At 30.2% G+C, this 19,409-nt stretch carries 9 protein-coding genes and 1 pseudogene; 1 reads left to right on the forward strand and 9 read right to left on the reverse strand.

Annotated features, from left to right (window positions below; all coding sequences use genetic code 11):
- Positions 1-56: 56 nt before the first annotated feature.
- Genes HMPREF1864_RS00660 through HMPREF1864_RS00680 form a run of 5 tightly spaced genes read right to left on the reverse strand, consistent with a single transcriptional unit; the run spans position 57 to position 7,904 of the window.
- Positions 57-641 (reverse strand): sortase, encoded by a 585-nt coding sequence (locus HMPREF1864_RS00660; RefSeq protein ID WP_062570917.1) that lies wholly within the window; start codon positions 639-641, stop codon positions 57-59.
- Complete coding sequence (locus tag HMPREF1864_RS00665) at positions 634-4,575, reverse strand: DUF7604 domain-containing protein (protein ID WP_062570918.1); 3,942 nt, start codon at positions 4,573-4,575, stop codon at positions 634-636. The genes HMPREF1864_RS00660 and HMPREF1864_RS00665 overlap by 8 nt, the downstream gene beginning before the upstream one ends.
- Positions 4,565-5,533, reverse strand: coding sequence for a Cna B-type domain-containing protein (locus tag HMPREF1864_RS00670; protein ID WP_062570919.1), 969 nt, complete (start codon positions 5,531-5,533; stop codon positions 4,565-4,567). Before HMPREF1864_RS00670 ends, HMPREF1864_RS00665 begins: the two co-directional genes overlap by 11 nt.
- Before the next feature lie 41 nt (positions 5,534-5,574).
- Entirely contained in the window at positions 5,575-6,405 is an 831-nt protein-coding gene (locus HMPREF1864_RS00675) for a class C sortase (RefSeq protein WP_062570920.1), read from the reverse strand.
- Positions 6,406-6,443: 38 nt separating this feature from the next.
- Positions 6,444-7,904: a SpaH/EbpB family LPXTG-anchored major pilin gene (locus tag HMPREF1864_RS00680; RefSeq protein ID WP_062570921.1), complete on the reverse strand. Its 1,461-nt coding sequence runs from the start codon at positions 7,902-7,904 to the stop codon at positions 6,444-6,446.
- 525 nt (positions 7,905-8,429) lie between these two features.
- Here HMPREF1864_RS00680 and HMPREF1864_RS00685 point away from each other — a divergent pair.
- Positions 8,430-9,974: a helix-turn-helix domain-containing protein gene (locus HMPREF1864_RS00685; RefSeq protein ID WP_062570922.1), complete on the forward strand. Its 1,545-nt coding sequence runs from the start codon at positions 8,430-8,432 to the stop codon at positions 9,972-9,974.
- 128 nt (positions 9,975-10,102) lie between these two features.
- On the opposite strand, the gene HMPREF1864_RS00690 is transcribed toward HMPREF1864_RS00685, so the two are convergent.
- From HMPREF1864_RS00690 to HMPREF1864_RS00700, 4 genes and pseudogenes are all read right to left on the reverse strand, one after another.
- On the reverse strand, positions 10,103-10,759 hold the full coding sequence (locus tag HMPREF1864_RS00690) for a hypothetical protein (protein WP_062570923.1): 657 nt from the start codon (positions 10,757-10,759) through the stop codon (positions 10,103-10,105).
- A gap of 43 nt (positions 10,760-10,802) precedes the next feature.
- A complete protein-coding gene (locus tag HMPREF1864_RS00695; protein WP_369817826.1) occupies positions 10,803-17,000 on the reverse strand; it encodes a helicase-related protein in 6,198 nt (2,065 codons plus the stop codon).
- Between the two features lie 227 nt (positions 17,001-17,227).
- Positions 17,228-17,662: a hypothetical protein gene (locus HMPREF1864_RS08795; protein ID WP_369817827.1), complete on the reverse strand. Its 435-nt coding sequence runs from the start codon at positions 17,660-17,662 to the stop codon at positions 17,228-17,230.
- An 865-nt stretch (positions 17,663-18,527) separates the two neighbouring features.
- Positions 18,528-19,409 (reverse strand): annotated as a pseudogene (locus HMPREF1864_RS00700) (hypothetical protein); the annotation flags it as partial.

Below are 19,409 nucleotides of genomic sequence, written 5' to 3' on the forward strand. Positions count from 1 at the left end.
ATCCTTCACTTTTCACAATTATAAAATCAATAATACCTTAATTATTTTCAGGAATATTATTTTTGAATTTTACAACGTACAACAACTCTAGATTTACCACCTAATGTACATGTAAATAAGGTTAAGTCCCAATTGCCAGATAAAAGCTCTTCCATTTTATCTCCATTTATCTTCTCAACTTTTTCTACTTGATAAATAAAGTGATTGTTATCCATGTCTACAAATTCAACCATATCTCCACGATCGAGCTTATAAAGATAACCAAAGTGAGCTTTATAATTATGGGCTAATATGATCATGTTATTTTCATATATACTTCCCTTAAATCTAGCTGGAGAAACCCTAATTAAAGGATATGACCATTCATTCATTATAGGCAAATCCAATGAAAGTTTTTTAATTCTCAAATAACCTATATAATCATATCCATTAATTTGTTTTATAGGCATCTCCATCTTAGGATTATCTATATATCTATTTTGTTGATTTGAATCATTTTCCACGCTCTCTTTAAGCTCACTTACTATTTTCTTAGTACTTTCATCAACTTCATAATCTTCTGTAACATTATGAGTCAGAAATATTAGGGCTATGAAAATACATACTCCGCCAAAATAAAAATATATATTCCTCCTAATCATTTCTTTTTTTCCTAATTAGACTGAATGCTGCTATTACAAAAACTACTGCACCTACTGTTTTTATAAGTTTAGTGCCTGTTCCACCTGTAGTTGGTAATTCATAACTTGGTAATTTTTTTACTTGAACAACAGGATGAGGATATACTTTTTTCCCACCATTATAGTAAACTTCGGCTATTTTATTAGCATAAAATCCCTCTTTTTCGGAACTAGTATTATTCCCCTCATAATCTGTATCCCTATCACCTTCAGCATCATAACCATTATTAAGAAAATCATCTTTTGCTTGCTGGTTTGTTTTGATATTATATGAAAGAACATATTTTGTATTTTCTTCTAATTTATAGTTAGGGTTAAAGGTCAAAACAACTTTTTTATTAAATTCGTCATAGACCAAGCTATTGATATGTTTATTAGAACCATATCCATTTTGCCAAGTTTCATGACCATTTTCCCAAAGAATTGTTTCTTCCCCTGTATCTTTATTGATTTTAACAACTTTAAAGTCTGCCTTATCGGCTAAAAGCTCAACTCTATCACTTAAGGTATCTTCTATCCTTACTTCTGTTACAGCAGCCTCAATAGCATAATTTAATTTAGAGACTAGCTCTCCTGTATTGCTTTTAACTCCAATATAAGATCCTTTTCCCTTGTTTGCCATGTATTTGAGAACTTCTGGACTTTTTGATTCTAAAAGATTCTCTTCATCTATATCTTCGGATACCCCCACAGCGTGGGTGATTAGATTTGGATGTCTCCTATAAAAGCCATCCAAAAATTCTTCAGTATAAAATTTTGAGTTACTAACAGTGGTCGAACTGTTACGACCATCCTCACGACGGTTACCATCACTGTCAATCCAAAAAGTTGGGACCCCATCGCTAATAAAAATCATAACTTGCCTTCTACCTTTTTGTTCTTCAGATTTTCTTAACAATTCTTCTGCCATCATAAGACCCGCTTGGTAGTTTGTCCCCATATATCTAGCCTTAAAATCGAAATCTATATTCCTATCAAAGCTATGGGACCAATTTTTAATAATTTGCGCATCTTCATGGTAAGTATATCCATCTTCTCTTTTTGTATTTTCATTTCTTGCGTATCCTTCGAAATATAGGAAGGCAACCCTATTTTGATCATTTTGCTTCAAGAAATTTTCAACTAAGTCAGTATTATTTATCATCCCAATCATGGCATCCTTACGACTAATAGCTTCACCATTCCAGCTCATGTCTTTTGTTCCCATACTGGAAGAGCCATCTAACACAAATAACAAATCTACAGGTTCTTGTTTTTTAAGTTTCTCACCTTCTACATCGAGATATAATCTATAAATATCTTCTAATTGATTTTTATAATTTACATATCTTTGAACGTTTGTATCCCTATTTTCAACTCCATCTCCAAGATAATCTATTTTTTTATTTACAGTTATTTTAGGATTTAATGGTTTTGGTTTTCCTGGATCATAACCTTCTTTAGAATTTGTAATATGGTAGATGTCTTTATTTAGATCACTTTCTGGATTCATATCTGTTGATTTTTCAATATTTGTTGTATAACCAGGAACTTTAACCTCAGAAATTGTATATTGAAAATCACTTACTTCCTCGATTTCAAAATTATTTGGAACATCCTGAGGGAAATTACCACCTGCATCTTCCAACAATTGATATTTATCTTTCTTATAATTTTTCTTAATGATTTTAGCTTGAGACTCTTCATCAGGAATTCTATAAAAACCAGATTTCCAATTATTTGAATTAGATAATTCTATGGTATCTGTCAAAAGATTTTTGATTTCTATTTCTTTAGTTACTACATCCCACCAAGATTTTTTATATTTAATCTTTACTCTGTAGTTTTTAAATAAATTTACCTTAATAGGATTATGTTCGTCATCCCCATCAATCCACGACTTAATTACTTCTATATCCTTATAATTGACATAGCAATTAGTAAAGGATTGGGTCGACATAGAGGTCCAAACAAAGTTAGTTCTAGGTACATATCCCCACTCAGGGTCTCTCATAAGGTTACCCATGGTGAAATTTAATCTCTGTGTATTTGCTGTTGTAAATAACACAGAATTCTTTGACCAATCAGGATGGCTTGGATCATCTCCATCCCATTTATTAGTCCCACCATTATAGGCATATTGGATTCCTGATGAATATCCTCCATTGTAACTTGTTTGGATATTTGAACCCGGGATTACATAAGCACCTGTAATAGTAGCTTCATCTGGTCTTACATATTCTGCTCCCAAATAGTGGATTGAACCATCCCTATGTTCTGATGCCTCATGCAAAGAATTGATTGTAAAGTATGTTGCATTTTTCCCATCAAAGGTTGATGAATCAAATTTAATAACCTCCCCATTTTTTCTTTTGAAGACCAATTCAAAATTTATTTCTCTAACATTTTGCCAGCACCAGCCCTTATACAAATTATGACTTATTTGCAAAATTGGATAGTAAGGATCCTCTCCATAGTCCTCGTCATTATAGGAATTTTCATTCCTATTTTTCATTGGTGTAACTTTTATTATCGCTTCACAATCAACTATTTCATTCTTATAGTAGGCTGCATTTTTATATTTTACTTTAACCCACATCCTAGTTGTAGCAAGGTTTAAGTCTTTCCTATCCCAACCAGCATCCATATTCTTTCTATAATTTCTTGCCCTAGGGTCTGAAGGTTTGAACCTAACAACAGTAGCATCATTTCCTTTAAATTGACTAAATAAGGTAGTTGAGGCCTCTGACCAATCTCCATTCCATAAAGCTTCACTATAAGTTTCTGTATTTGCGGGTAACTCAATCACATCTTTTTGATAAGTCCAGTCATCTCCATTTACTCCAGGTCCTGGTTCGACTGTTGCAGATGCCCCTGGCATATTAGCTAACAAATTCAAATAATTTGGTGGAGCTATATCATCTGGTTCTATAGTTTCTGTATCTCTGACCGGAATATCATTGCTATATAACATAGTTGATAATGATCTATAATTCGGCATATCTTTTTCATTAACTATAGAAAACTGGTCTTCTTCGGTCTCATTTTTTACAACAAGTCTTATTAAAGAGTCGTTTTTTTCTTCCTTATATTTATTAATTTTAATAAGAAGTTTTATTTTATTATTTTCTGGATTTTTATTTTCTAAAGATAAAAATCTTGTGTTTCCATTTTCAAGAGAACTTTCTTTCTTTACTGAAATTCCCTGATCTTCCAGTGAATATAAGGCTTTTATACTTCTTAACTCTTCAATTAAATTTTTAATTTCTCCATAATGCTTTACTTGCCCATTTTCTCCTAAGTATAGTTCTATCCTATTTAAGATTTCTTGTATTTTATTACTCTGTTCTTCTGTAAATAAGTTTTTTATTACTTCTACATTTTCATTTGTATATAAATTTATTTCATTAATTGTTTTATTATCTTTTGCCTCTAAATCTATACATTTATAATCTCGATAAGATTCTTCTTGATTTATAACTAAATTTGTATAACTTGTTTCCTCATTGACTTTAATAATTTTTAACTTATTTAGTCCATCTACATCATCTGATTCATCTGATTCAACTTTATCTTCATCTTCTCCAACAATATTAAAATCTTTATTTTCTATCATAGACTTAAGATTTTTTATAAAGTTTTCGTCTTCTTCAGATAACTGTGTTTTTTCTGTGTCTAAAGATTGCTTCTTGTCATTAGAATCATCATTAGAAGAATTATTATCTTCTTCATTTTGTTCATTAAAGATAGTATGATCACTTATGGTATTTTGAGTTGTACTTTTTTGAATAATACCTTGTTTATAGACAGATAAATTGTCATCATTATTTGCACTTGCAAATACAGGTGAAAAATTTGAGAATATCATGATGGTAGCAAGAAACACATTAATAAATTTTAATAATTTATTTTTCATAGCTTTCCCCCTCCTTTTTCTCTTTTATATATCCTATTACAATGCTTACAATGCCTAATCCTGATAATAAATATACTGGCAACCATAATTGTCCAGTTTGTGGTATCATAGGCGGTTTTTTAGGAAGATTGTTTGGTGGAGTATAAGGAGGAATATAAATATTTGTAATAACAAAACTATTCTCGTAATTTGTAACCTTCACTCTGTATATGTCTTTATTAACATTCTTTTCGACTACTGTCCAAGAAATACCTGGATCAAGATTTTTCCAAACATAAGTCCAATTATTTTTTTTATTTAGCTTTACATTCTCTTTTAATTTACCATCAGCTAATAGGCATACTTCTATAAAACTTGGTCTTTTGTTTTCATAACCATCATCATCCCAAACTTTTAAGACATCTATATTTATTTTGTTTTTCAAATTTTCTTCTTTAGTAAATTTAGGATAAGCAGTCGTTTTGTTTAAATATTTTCCAGTTTCTTTATCTAATTCAGGAAGCAGAACGATGAACGGACTGGTTACATACTTATATTTCTCAGTAACTAAATCTTCCCCAACAATAAGGTATAAACCTTTTTGTAATTTCGTATTCAATAATCCGTTCTTGTCAGTTTTTCCTTTATATAATGGTTTTACATTATCTTTTTTTACATAACCTTTTAAGGTATTAGCATATTCATTCAACTGAGATTCACTGAATTTATTATCTTTTATTGGATATTTCTTAAACTCTTCGCACAAACTAATATTATTATTTTTATCAATATTTCCAATTTTATAGATATTAAATTCAGCACCTTGTATTTTAATACTTCCATCTGTATATGAAATTGTAAAATCTATTTGTTCTGGAGAATTAGTAATATTACTTGCGTAAATATTTTGAAAATTTAAAATGAAGCTAAATAGCAATACAAAAAAACACACTAGCTTTCTTTTATTCATGCCTTTCATATATTTCTCCTCCAATTTTTAGTATGTCAATCACTATTTTTCTATAAAGCTTTCTCTTTTTTAAGATCTATAAAATCTTTTATTATTGAAAGGATAATTATAATAATCAAACCAAACATTAAAACCAATTTAATAATAGTTAAAAACATGTTTTTCTTAACTACGTCTTTTGATTTTTCATCTTTTAATATGGTTGGTGAATTAATCCTTTCTCCTCTAACAAGTAATCTATGAGTATTTATTCCATATGGAGTACAAGTAAATAAGGTCACGTAATCCTTCCCTTCACAAACTTTTAAGGCTTCTACATCTTTAGGCAAGACTATATCTTTATGGATTACCTTATAATATAAGTCTTCACCTAAGACCGATACTATAAACTTATCACCAATATCCAACTTGTGTAAATCTGTAAATAATTTTGCACTTGGTAAACCACTATGAGTTGATAAAGCAGCATGTGTTGATTTCCCACCTATTGGCAACGATGTACCAGGTAAATGGCCTACTCCTTTTTGTATAACCCCTTCATTTACACCATGATATATCGGTAGACAGACTCCTATTTTTTCAATTTTAAGGAAGCCCATCATTTCATCATTAAATGGATTTAAACTTTCTTTGTAGCCCCCAACTAAATTTGGATTATAAATAACATCTTTTTCTGCAAAAATTTTTTGATTATATAAAACTGCATCATCCTTGATTTTTTGAATATCTACTTTATCAAATTCATCTAAAGATTTTTCGTAATTTATAATGCCTTTAGTTTGTGTAAAACTATTTACATAATCACTTATATTAGGGTAGAAAAAAATAAGGAAGCCGATTACAAGCAAAATTTTTAGAAAAATAGATTTCTTTTTCTCCATAATTCATTTATGAGAAGGAAATAAATTCCTTCTCAATATTACCTTTCTTGTAATTTAATTTTTCCTCTAACAAGGCTTAGTACTGCATAAATAATTACTGCTCCACCAATTAAAGCAAATAATTTAGTTCCAGTTCCACCCAATTTTGGTAGTTCTGTACCTGAACTATTCTCTACATCAGAAGTTGCTTCCATAGTTACTGTGTCTGCTCCATTAGTGCCATCTTTCAAGACAACTTCTTTTTCTTCTGTAAGTAAGTTGTATCCGTCTGGTGCCTTTGTTTCTTTTAGCTTATAAGTTCCAGCCTTTATTCCTGTAAATTCGAGTTCACCATTCTTATCTGATGTTAAAACTGTTGCGTCTTTTTCTTGGTCAACCCAAGTAACCTTCTTTTTATCATTTGTTTCTTCTAATTTATAATATTTTCCTTCAGAGTTTTTAAGGGCAAATTGTGCACCCTCAAGTTTTTTCTCCTTATCGCCTTTTGCATACTTCAAAACTTTGATTTTTCCTGAATATACTTTTACCTTTTCATCAGGAGTCTTATCTTTTTTGCTTTCATCTTTAGGATCATTAGAAAATTCCAAATGAGCCTTATTTTCTTGACCTTGATTACCTAGAACAAAGTCCTTGTTTACTGTTGTATCATAAGTAAGCTTTATTTCTTGACCAACTATAGCAGAACTTTTTTTCACAAGCTCTAATATATTGAATGTAACACTTAAATCTTGACCATTTACAACCTTTGTAATATTTGCTGTTTTTTCAGTACCTCCAATGGTAACTTTGATGCTATTTGCATCAATACTTAGGCCCTTTGGAAGACTATCTTTTAGAACATATTCATACTTCTTATAGCCAGTTGGATCTGGAACTTTTCCTGTAATTGTAAAGCTTACTTTTTCTCCATAATCTGCAGATTTTTTATCAGCTTCCTTTTTTATTGTAGGATAAATTCCCTTTACCTTGACTTCACCATCAGGCTTAGTAGATGTTAGAGAAACGATAGAACTTTGACCTGCGGCAGCTTCAGATGCTCCTTCAGGATGTAGTAGATAGTAGCCGAGTTCTAGACCAGTAAATTTTAGGCTTGTGCCAGTTGCTTTTTGAACTCCTACCCTGGTCTTATTGTGCATTTCACCCATAGCTTTTTTTGCAAATTCAGCTACATTATCCTCAGTAATGTTTATATACTTAACATTCCCATCTACTACAATAGTATTGAGGCTGTTACTTGCATTATTTTGATCAACTATAAACTCTTTACCATTTCCTTTAGTGAAAAAATCTTTCCATTCATCTGCTATAGTATAAGATACATTGTCATCTTTGTAAGTTAAGTCAAATATTTTATAAATTCCATAAGTCTTTCCTTCAGTTGTTCCATTTACGGTTATCGAACCATTTTCAGCTGCAAATACGTTATTTATTCCCATACTTGTCAACAAAAGAACAAGTGCCAGCATCATTCTAAATATTTTTTGAATCTTATTTTTCATATTTCCTCCTTAATTAATAAATTCATGTTTTTGATTTTAGATCCTTATATTATAACTAAGTAGCTTTATCGTAATCGTTTAAAAAATTCATAATCCATCTCCTAACGCTTAATTCGGTTTTGATTGCACCATTTTTTTAAATTTTGGGCATAGAAAAACTATCAGCAACAAAATATAAATAGCTCAATTTGTATATATATCCCATTGCTTGCTTTGATAATTTGAGTCGCATTTAATTTGATAATCTAATGTTTAAAATTAGAGCTTTTTAGAATTTCAAATAAAAATATTACAATTTCAAATAAAAATAACAGAAAATACAAGTATAGTTTTCAAAATCTTATTTAATATGTAATAATCTCAAAATATCTACTTCAACTTCTAAAGTATAATTCAATAAAAAATTTAAGTCATTTTATAGAATTACTCCTTTTTTTTATTTTTTGAAGGGAATTTTTGAATTGCTTTTATGAGAGAAAAATATAATAATAAATAACATAATTAAGTATTTATGGAGTTGAAATTATGCTAGTAAATGAGCAAGATAAAAAATTAATGAGCCTTATGACTTATTTATACAGAAACAATAATAAATGGTTAAACTTAAGAGATCTTATGCTCTACATAAAAGTTTCCAGAAAAACATTAAATTCTTACATAGACAGATTGGAATATACTTTCTCTGATTTGGTCAAATTCACCATCTCTGGATCTATGCTTAAAATAAACCTAGATTCTAAATTTGGTCTTTTAACAATGCAAAGAACCTTTTTAAATAAATCATTAATAATTAATATATTAAAACAGACTTTTTTTCAAACAAACATAGATAAATTAGATATTGCCATTAATTTTAATGTAAGCGAAACTTCTATTTATAGAAGCATAAAATTCTTAAACAATTCTTTGGATGGCGTTTACGATCTAAATTATTCTTATTCAGATTTACATTTTATTGGAAACGAAGAAGAAATCAGAAAATTCTATATTAATTTATTTATAGAAACAAACTCTTCACCAAAAAACTGGGTCTTTAGTGATTTGTTAAATCAAGAATCTGTAAATGTAATTGTAAGAAATATAATTCCTTATATTCACGGAGAAATATGTTATACTCATTTTGAGTACATACAAATTGGAATTGCAGTTTCCATTATAAGATTTAAGCAAGGCTATAAAATAGATTCAAATAGAAATAACAATCAGCTAATTAACATAGTTCAAGCTCTTTCTAAAAATCAAGAAATTATAAACTTTATTAAAAAGGAATTTCCTAAATCAGTATGCTCTTTAGAAGATGTTTTATATCAAATATTAGTTTACTTTTTTTCTGATAACTTCTTGTTTTTTATTCTAGACCCTATGGAAGTTATAGGAGACAAATTTGATTATTACAAATATTATTCTTATTACGAAAAAAACATAAACTTTTTAATTGAAAAGTATAATCTGACTGTGAAAAACAAAAAAGAACTCTATAAACAAATATTTACATACTTTAAATTCAAAATTTCTAATGTTGATGGTGTAGATTTCTTTGTAGATCATTCAAAATATTTTTTGGATTATGCAAAATTTTTAAATCTTGAATTTCACAAAGACTTATCATTAATATTACAAGATTACTTGAATTTGTTTCACTCTGATTCTAAATATAAGTTAGATGACTTAATTTATAACATTTATATTTTGTGGCCAGATTTAATACCACAACTAATAAAATCATCAATGAAACCTAAAATATTAATTATTAGTCACTACGATTATTATTATGCAAAAACATTAGAAAGTATAATTAATCTTTGGTTTGAAAATGTAATGGATATACAAACTTTTAATGAATGTGAGATTAATTTTGAAAAATTAAGACAATCAAACTATGACGTTGTAATATCAGATTTTGTGATAAATGATGATATAGGAGATAAAGTCATCTTTTCATTTGAACAGTTACCATCAATGAATGAAATTTCAGATTTAATCTTAGAAATTTTTCAAAAACATGTAGAAAGTATCTTAGCAAAATATCCTGAAGAGTTTAAATATTCTGCAAGAACTTTATATTATTAATTTATGTATCTCTTGAGTCAAATAAAGGTCTATAAAATATTTTAATAATAAGAATCTAACATATATTTTATAGATCTTGAAAATAACTGTAACTAAAAAAATAAAGGCAGTCCGAAGACTGCCGATATTTACCTCTCTTCACCTTTGCTATGCTCTTTCTTAGTTGACTTAGCTTTGTCATCTGTCTTAAAGCTTTTTATTTGCCCTAATATGGACTTTTTATCTTTATCTTGACTCTTTACTCGTTCTTTTGCTTTTAAGAGCTTAGAAGACAAAATACGGACATTCTTATGTTCCTTTCCGTTGTTGTCAATGCTTGTTTTTACTTGACCAAATATTTTAACAAAATCTCCTTGTTTTAGGTTATCTAAATCTTTTGTCTTATCTCCATAGGCTGAACAATTGGTATAAACTTTATTCCCATCGTCATCTTTTGAAATAATTGAAAAGTTACTTACTTTGAATTTTTCTCCATTTGCATTTTCTCTTTCAAGGTTTTCTACTTTGCCAGCTATATTACCCACGAGATTTATGAGATCGTCTTTTTCTTCAAAATCACTTACATTTTCAACAATCTTACCTTGTTCTTTCATATCATCAATCATATAGTCAAAGTCATCATTTAATAGACCTGTTGTGTCTTTGATCATAAATAAAACATAGACTTCTTCAAGTGCCTTTTCATCAGTAACGCCCTTTTCTATACTCACAAGTGCTTTTATAAAGTCCTTGTAATTATCATTCATCATTTCTTCTAAATTTTCTCTAATATCTTTGTATTCCATAATTTCCTCCTTGTACTAAATAAGGAGAGCCTTTCGCTCTCCTCTATCTTTCTTGTCCTTTTTCACTTTTTTCTTGATTTTTATTTTTTTCTTCTTCTGATTTGAATTTGGATATTTGACCCAATATTGATGGTTTATATTCCCTTGCGTGAAGATTATCCTCTACATCATAAGTCGATTCAAAGTAATCACTATCTTTAAAATCATTGTCATACCTATCTGGTATTCCATCATTGTCAAGATCTTTTGCCAGTGGATCATAGAAGTTTCCGTCATCATCTATTTCTAATCCTAGAGCTTGTTTTAAATCTTTTTCATCTACTGATACCAGATCATCAAAACTTGACATCTTTATGGCTTCAGTCATATCTTTAATAGCTTGTGAGTTAGATATATCTTCTTCTACAAAAGATTCTGTTCTAATAGCTACATTATCTACATATTGAATCCATGTTTTTTCTTCCAAATTTACCTCATATTGAATCGAGTGCTTACCATCAGGTGTTTCTGTATAGGCAAGTCCTATATGGCTTAAATCGGGGTATAGTTTGTCAAAATCTTCATAGCTATTAGATTCTGAAAACTCGTAATTAGAATAATCAACTATCGCCCTCTTTAAATCTTCTAATAATGGTGATTGGTTTTCTAATTCTTCTACTTCTCCCATATCTAAAAGTTTATTAATCTCAGCTAGTCTTAGTGTCTTATCCCTTAACTCATCTGCTTTTTCAAATGGTTTAGTTAATTCTACTTTGGCATTTTCTAAAGATTCTTTATAGTTTTCAAGGTTTTGATTCAACCTTTCAAGTCTTGCAGGCATTTTTTCAATGGCATTATCAAGCCTTGTTATATTACCATCAGTAGAGTTTGAAAATTCACCAAAGTATTCTGCTTTTCCTAGTAGTTTAAAGGTGTGAGTATTAGTCATAAAGTTATATGAAACTTGTAAGTCTAAATTTCTATATTTACCAATAACCTTGCTATCATTTATCTTTACCTTTTTTATTTCTTCTAATAGCTTCTCTCCAGCTTCTTTCTTATCTAAAATTTTATTTGCTCCAAGACTGATTGAAGTGAATTTGTTATCTCCTTCTCCTAATTTCTCAATACTTGCAATATCTTCTTTAACTGATTTTATTTCCATTTCAGTTTTTAATATACTTTGAGGATAATATTTATTTACCTTGTCTTCAAGTTTATATTTATTAGACTTGTAGTTTGCTTCCAGCATTTTCAGTTTTGTAACCTCATTATCTAAATCCATCTTTTCTTTAATTAGAGGATTACCAGTAGCTAGAGCCTTAATTTCTGAATAAGATAGACTTGCTTCATCAACATCTTCAGCAACACGCACAGGCGTCTTGCTTGTCATTATTTGGGATATGAATTTCTGTTTATTCTCTATTGTCTGCCACAAATACGCGTCAAATGTATTCTCAGTTACATATCTAAAGATATTTACCTTATCATTTTCATTACCTTGACGAACAATTCTACCACTTCTTTGCTCTAGGTCAGACGGTCTCCATGGGACGTCTAAATCGTGTAAGGCTATTAGTTTATTTTGTACATTTGTACCTGCTCCCATTTTTTGAGTAGATCCTAATAATACCCTCACTTCTCCTCTTCTTACCTTAGAGAACAATTCATCTTTTTGTTTGTCTGTATCTGCTTCGTGAATAAAGGCTATTTCCTCTTTTGGTATTCCCATATTCACTAGCTTATTTCTAATATCGTCATAGATATTAAACTCTCCATCTCCTTTTGGTGTAGACATATCCGAAAATACTAATTGGGTCGATGATTTTTCTTTTGTCTTATCCCAGATCGAAAAGATATTTTTAACGCATACATTTACCTTTGAATTAGGATCATCGGGAAGTAGTGGATTTATTAATCTTTGGTCTAGGGCAAGTTTTTTACCATCATTTGTAATCTTTAACATATTGTCTTCTGTCGGTTCTACTTGGTTATTTCTAACCGCATCAGCCCTTTCTGAAATAGCTTCTAATATTTCTTTTTGTTCCTCAGTCGGTTTTGTTTTAATAACTTCAAAATTTGCTTCTGGTACTGGCAAATTTAACATATCTGAAGTCTTTATATCTGCTACTTCTTTAAACATAGACATCAACTCTGGCAAGTTATAGAACTTTGAAAATCTTGTCTTTTGCCTATATCCAGTGCCTTCTGGAGATAATTCAAAGGTGTTTTCTGTTTCTCCAAATGTAGAAGCCCAAGCATCAAAATGTTCTAATCCTCTTGCCTTTAAATCGTCATATTGAAGGTATCTTTGCATGGTATAAAGCTCTGTCATTGAATTTGATATTGGTGTACCAGTAGCAAATACAATTCCCTTGCCATCTGTCATTTCGTCCATATACCTACATTTCATATACATATCAGAAGACTTAAAAGCTTCACTCTGACCGATACCCGCAACATTTCTCATCTTTGTATGCAAGAATAGGTTTTTGTAATTATGAGCTTCGTCTATAAATAACTTATCTACTCCTAGCTCTTCAAAGGTTATTACATCATCTTTTTTAAAGTCATCGTTTAGTTTTTCCAGTCTTACCAGGAGTTTCTTCTTTGTCTTTTCCAGTTGTTTTACTGTGAAATTTTCTCCTCTATTTCTTTTGTTCTCATCAATAAAGGAAACTATATCATCTATTTGGTCTTGTATATGTCTTACCTGGTATTCCTTAGACATTGGTATTTTTTCAAATTGAGAGTGTCCTATAATGACTGCGTCATATTCTCCAGTTGCAATCCTACCAATAAATCTTTTCCTGTTTTTTGGTTGAAAGTCTTTTTTATCGGCCACCATAATATTTGCTGACGGATATAATTGCATAAACTCTCTACCAATTTGAGTGGTTAGATGGTTAGGAACTACAAATAATGACTTACTTGCAAGTCCTAACTTTTTAGATTCCATAGCAGAAGCTACCATTTCAAAAGTTTTTCCTGCTCCTACTACATGGGCAAGTAGTGTATTTCCTCCATATAGAGTTCTTGCTATGGCGTTTTTCTGATGTTCTCTAAGTCTGATTTCAGTATTCATTCCATCAAAAGTTAATTTAGAACCATCAAATTCTCTATTTCTAATTGAATTGAATTTTTCATTATAAATCTTCTCTAGCCTATATCTTCTATCAGGATCTTCAAATATCCAATTCTTAAATTCTTCTTTAATCAGTTCTTGCTTTTGACTTGCAAGCATAGTTTCTTTTTTGTTTAATACAGAAGTCTTAGAACCATCATCATTTATTACTTGGTCAAACACCTTTGTATCTTTTAGATTAAGGGCATTTTCAATTAGCTTATAGGCATTTACTCTACTTGTACCATAAGTCATGTTAGCAAGGTCATTAGTCGAATCAACACTTTTACCTTCAATATTCCATTCACTTGTATGTGGTGAGAACCTAACATTTATATTCCACCTATCATAACCTGGTGTTTTTAAAAGATTAAAAGTAAAGTCTTCTATATCTTTCTGAGGTATCCATGTTGCTCCTAACCTCACATTTATGTCAGAAGCAGTGAGTTCTTCAGGCATAACTTCTTGTAATTTTTCTCTTTGATATTTAAGTTTACCTAACTCGTTTAATAATGTGTCTTTCTTTTCAGAAGGTGCTAAATCTATTACATTTTCAATTTCTCCGATATATGAATTGAGGTAGCCAATCTTTTCTCTAATATTGCCACTTAAATACTCATCAGCCGATACATATGAAAAATGAAATGGATCGTCATTGTCAAAGTTCTCAAAGGGCATTCTGTTATTTATTAGGTCTGTGTCCTTAATGTCTAAAAATATTTCGCCCTCAAGTTCACCAATCAAGGTGTCCCTATCTTTACTTGTGATAGATTCCATATAGTCGAAATCTACATATCCTTTTTGTGAAACAGATAAGACTAAGGCTTCAAGGGAAGTATCTACATGGTCTACTACTTTTGCCTTTGTTATTGTTCTTTTTGAAAATATATCACTCTTAGCTTTGAAATTATCCTCATCATCAAGTATTTCTATTGATGATACTAAAGGAAAGTTTGAGTCTTCCTTTAAGGCTCTAGTATTTGATAAGGAGTTAATAAAGCCATGTTTCTTTGAAAAGTTATCATATACTTCATTTAACTTTGCCTGTGACTCTTTTATTTCTTCATCAGAAAAATCGTCCTTTTGTTTTTTTATTACATCTTTTAAAGCATTCATTACATCAAGATAATCTTTTATCTTTTCTTTGTTTTTATCTGATATATTCTGCTTGATTAAGACTGAGTTTTCTCTTAGATAGACATCTTCGTCAATAATGGTGTAGGAAAAATTCTTAACATCGTCTGTTGCTGGAAGACTTAATTCTTCATCTTCCAATAGTTCGACCTCTTCATATTTTGAATTTGAAGATATTTCCTTACTTGCAATATCCATTAAATCTTTTAGATTTTCGTCTTCTTTTTCATCACAAGTAATAGTATTTCCAAATCTACCAGATACTTCTTTCATATCCCCTAATACCATTTGAGGATTATCTGCAAAGTATTTATTATAGGTCAAACCCTTTTTATCGGTTGCCAAATGAATCCAATCATCATCTCTTTCTATAACTGAATCTCTCTTCTTTAGAAAAATAATATCTGAAGTAACTTCTGTGCCAGCAAGTCCTTTAAATGTTGTATTAGGAAGCCTCATCGCTCCTAAAAACTCACATCTTGCATTAATATATTTTCTAACAGATTCATCTTTTTTATCCATAGTTCCAGATGATGTTATGAAGGCAATAATTCCTCCATTCCTAACCTTATCTATAGATTTCGCAAAAAAATAATCGTGAATCAGAAAGTTATTTCTGTTATATTCACGATCGTTAACTTTAAAATCTCCAAAGGGAACATTTCCTATTACCAAGTCAAAGAAATTATTTGAGAAATTTGTTTCTTCAAAGCCTTTAATCTGAATATTAGCTTCAGGATAAAGTTCTCTTGCTATTCTTCCGCTTAGGCTGTCTTTTTCTACTCCATAAACTTTAGACGCTTTCATTTCACTTGGCATATTACCAATGAAATTACCGACTCCTGCAGATGGTTCAAGGATATTTCCAGTCTTAAATCCCATATCTGTTAGAGTCTTATATATTCCATCCATTACCTCTCTAGGTGTATAAAACGATGTTAAGGTAGACTCTTTAGCATTCAAATACTCTTCATGTGTTAAATTTTCTTTTAAAATGTTTCTTGCTTCAAGCCATTGTCCTCCCTTTTCTTCATCAAATACATCGGCAAGACCTCCCCAACCTAGATAATCAGCAAGATAGGCTTGTTCATATTCTCTTGGACTCCTATTTTCATTTTCAAGTCTTTTTAGCATTTTAATAGCTTTGATATTTTTATCTAGCTTTTCTGATGGTGTAAGGTATTCTGAGTAGATATGATTTTTCAAGTCATAATTTCTAGCAAAACTTAGCCTTTCCTTATTAGGTTCATAGCCTAGATTCTTTAAATCTTCTTTTCCCCTCAATAAGTTTTCGGCAGCTTCCCTAGGCACATTGTATCTATCCATCATTTGGTCAATTTCTGGATTGTAGTTATCAATAAAGCTTTCTTGTTCTACTTGTCTTTCGATTTGTTTTTCATGCTCAGATAATTTGTGTATCTCATAGTTTCCACTATCTAAAAGGTCGTCAATCTTTCTACTTTCTTCAAATGTTTCACCTTTATATAAGGGGATTTCTTCTCCATTAACTTCTACCTTAGTTCCTGTTTCAATTAAGTTAATTCCATCAAAGGTATTCTCATCTTCTAAAATAAATTCCTTACCAACCTTTACTGCTAGTTTTTCTGATGTTTGACTTAGATTTTCAAAGATTTCTTCAAGGTATGAATCGTTTCTATATGGAATTACTTCCGAACCCCTAATCATACCTCCCATATATTCCATATTATCTCTAATGGTTACAGTTTTAAGTCCTCCACTTAGTTCATCAAAATCTGTAATAGTAAAGTCCTTATCTTTATATCTAACCTGATCGCCTATCTTAAATTTAAGCTCTATATTTTCCTTAACTTCTTCTTGTGAAGATTTTTCCTCACTTAGTGCAACTTGTTCTTCTAAATATGAAAATTCACGCTCATTTACTTCTTCACCATCACCAAGGTCAATCCTATAGTGTTCGACAACTTCTCCGTCTACATAGTGGTCAAAATAGAATTTGAAATATCCTATATAATCATCTGTCATTTCTCCAAATTCATTTTCTCCAAGTGTTTGATTATGGTCTTTAACATCAATATCTTTTTGTCTTAGGACATTAATTAATTCTTTGGTTACTATCTGCCCACTATAATCGGGAACTAATTCGTGGTTTTCATTAAATTCTACAATCCAGTAGTCTTTTCTTTTTTCAATATTGTTGCCATCAAAAAAAGAAGCTTCATCAGCTTCCTTTTCTTGGCTTATTTCATTTTCTAAGCTTCCACGTATTCCTTGATTGCCATTCTCTTCACTGTTGCCATCAAGTTGTTCATCTGTCCTTGGTATTCCTCTGGATTCTCTCTCATCATCTTCTCTGTCAATCCTTGTGCTCTCATCATCTTGACTTTCTCTCTCTTGATAAAGTCCACTGCCTGATCTTGAATTTCCTTCAGATGGTTCAAAAGTGTTTTCTCCTCGTACATTTCCTGAAGTTTCTTCCAGTTCTCCATGTCCTCGCTCCCTACTAGGTAAGACAGTCTTAGGACTGCGTAAGTCGGATTCGGAAATCTCTCCATAAATTCCAGATCCTTCTCCATCATATCCAAGGCTTTCTCTTCGATCTTCATCGCTATTTCCTCTGTCGCTTCCATCTGTGAAAACTCGTCCATCTCTACTTCTTGACCTATCATCTCGTCTATATAAATCATCTTGACCTCCTCTATCTTCGTTTATATTTTCTATATCTTTATTATAGTCGGCAGCGTCCCTTTCTGTCAGCAGCCTAGCACGATCTATTTCCTTAGATTTTTCTATTGTGCTATCTATAATATCTTCACTAACCCTTGATATTACAAGACCTATCTGCTCTAAAGAAATTGTATTAATCCTAGAAAAATTATTTTTTAAATTTTCCATATCCATAGGGTAGACTGTATTAAACCTATTAGCTACTGCATAGGATATTGAGTCCCTCATAAACTTTTCAAAGCTAAGTCTATCCTCTATATCTATTCTCAAATCAGCAAGAGCCAAGTTAATGTATTCATCTCCATAAATTCGGCTTAAAGAAAATATATTTTCATTAAGTGAATCACTAGCCTCAAATGAAGAATTATTTATTATTTCTTTTAAAGCCTCGTTATGGTTTTCGTGATCAAACTGCCATAAACTAACCTCATTAATATTCCTATCCATTGATGTCGTCTGACTAATATCAAAGATATATGAAACTCTTTGATTTATATCACTTCCAACTAAAATTGGAATACCCTTCTCTCCTCTCATAACAACTCGACCAAAATATTTCTTCCACATATCAAAAGTCGCACAAGCTCTAGCTTCAGGTTCTTTGTTATATATACTTAATTGGCTAGAAAAATCATATTTCTGATTATTGCCTATAACTTTTAAGAGTTTTAAATATTCTTTTTCATCTTGCAAAACTTCATACTTTATTGCTTCTTGTATATTCTTAAAATCATTTACTTGCATTTCCTACCTCCTTTTAGAGTAATAAAAAAGACGATAGATTTTAAATAATCTACCGTCTTTAATGTAATATAATTAAATGACCTATATTAATTTTTTAAGTTTTTTATATAAGTTCAATAATTCGTTAATATCCATATCCATTATAGGCTCATACATAAAAGAGTTTATATGAATATTTTCTGGAGTCATTATATTAACTTCATTAACAATATTAATTTGTTCTTCATTCGCAATCTGCTTATATGCATCAAATAATACCCTGGTCATATTATTAGTTTTATCTACATGATTCAGAAATTCCGCTTTATCTCCTGTTTTCAAATTATTTTTCACTTTCCAATTGAGCATCCCATTATAATTATTAATTTTATCTAACATTATTTCCTCAGCTTTAAGTCTACAAGCCATTGATAATAAAACTTTATGCTCGAGTAAATTTAAGTTATTACTTAAGTTTTCAGTAGTTTCATAAAGCTTTTCTATAACCAGATCATCCTCTTTAAATTCACTTGGTATATCAAATTTCCCTAAATATTCTTTATATACTTTCCCTAAAGTTTTAAAAGTAATAGTTCCTGAATTATCTTTATTGTGTAGTAAATTAGTTAATAGCTCATAGTCGCCATCATAATAATTTGAATCATTAACATATTTATCATAACTATATTCAATTAGATTCCTAACAAATGGTATAAGTGCAAATAAAGAATATTTATCTGGTTTACTTTTCCATGTTATAAAAGGTTGCTTTTGATATTTTTCTTCTATCAAATTTAAATCCTGTTTGTTTTCAACGATAAATCTAGATTTACGAGGTACATTGAGTCTAGAAGAAATTGTTCTATAAAAATCAAAATTATGAGATAAAATTATCATTCTAAAATTATCAATTGTTGCCATTTCATACAAATATTCTACAATAGCATACTTATTTAGTACCATAAATAGTGTAAGAAAGGAAGT

The organism is Peptoniphilus sp. DNF00840 (assembly GCF_001553125.1).
GTDB classification, from domain to species: Bacteria; Bacillota; Clostridia; order Tissierellales; family Peptoniphilaceae; genus Peptoniphilus_A; species Peptoniphilus_A vaginalis.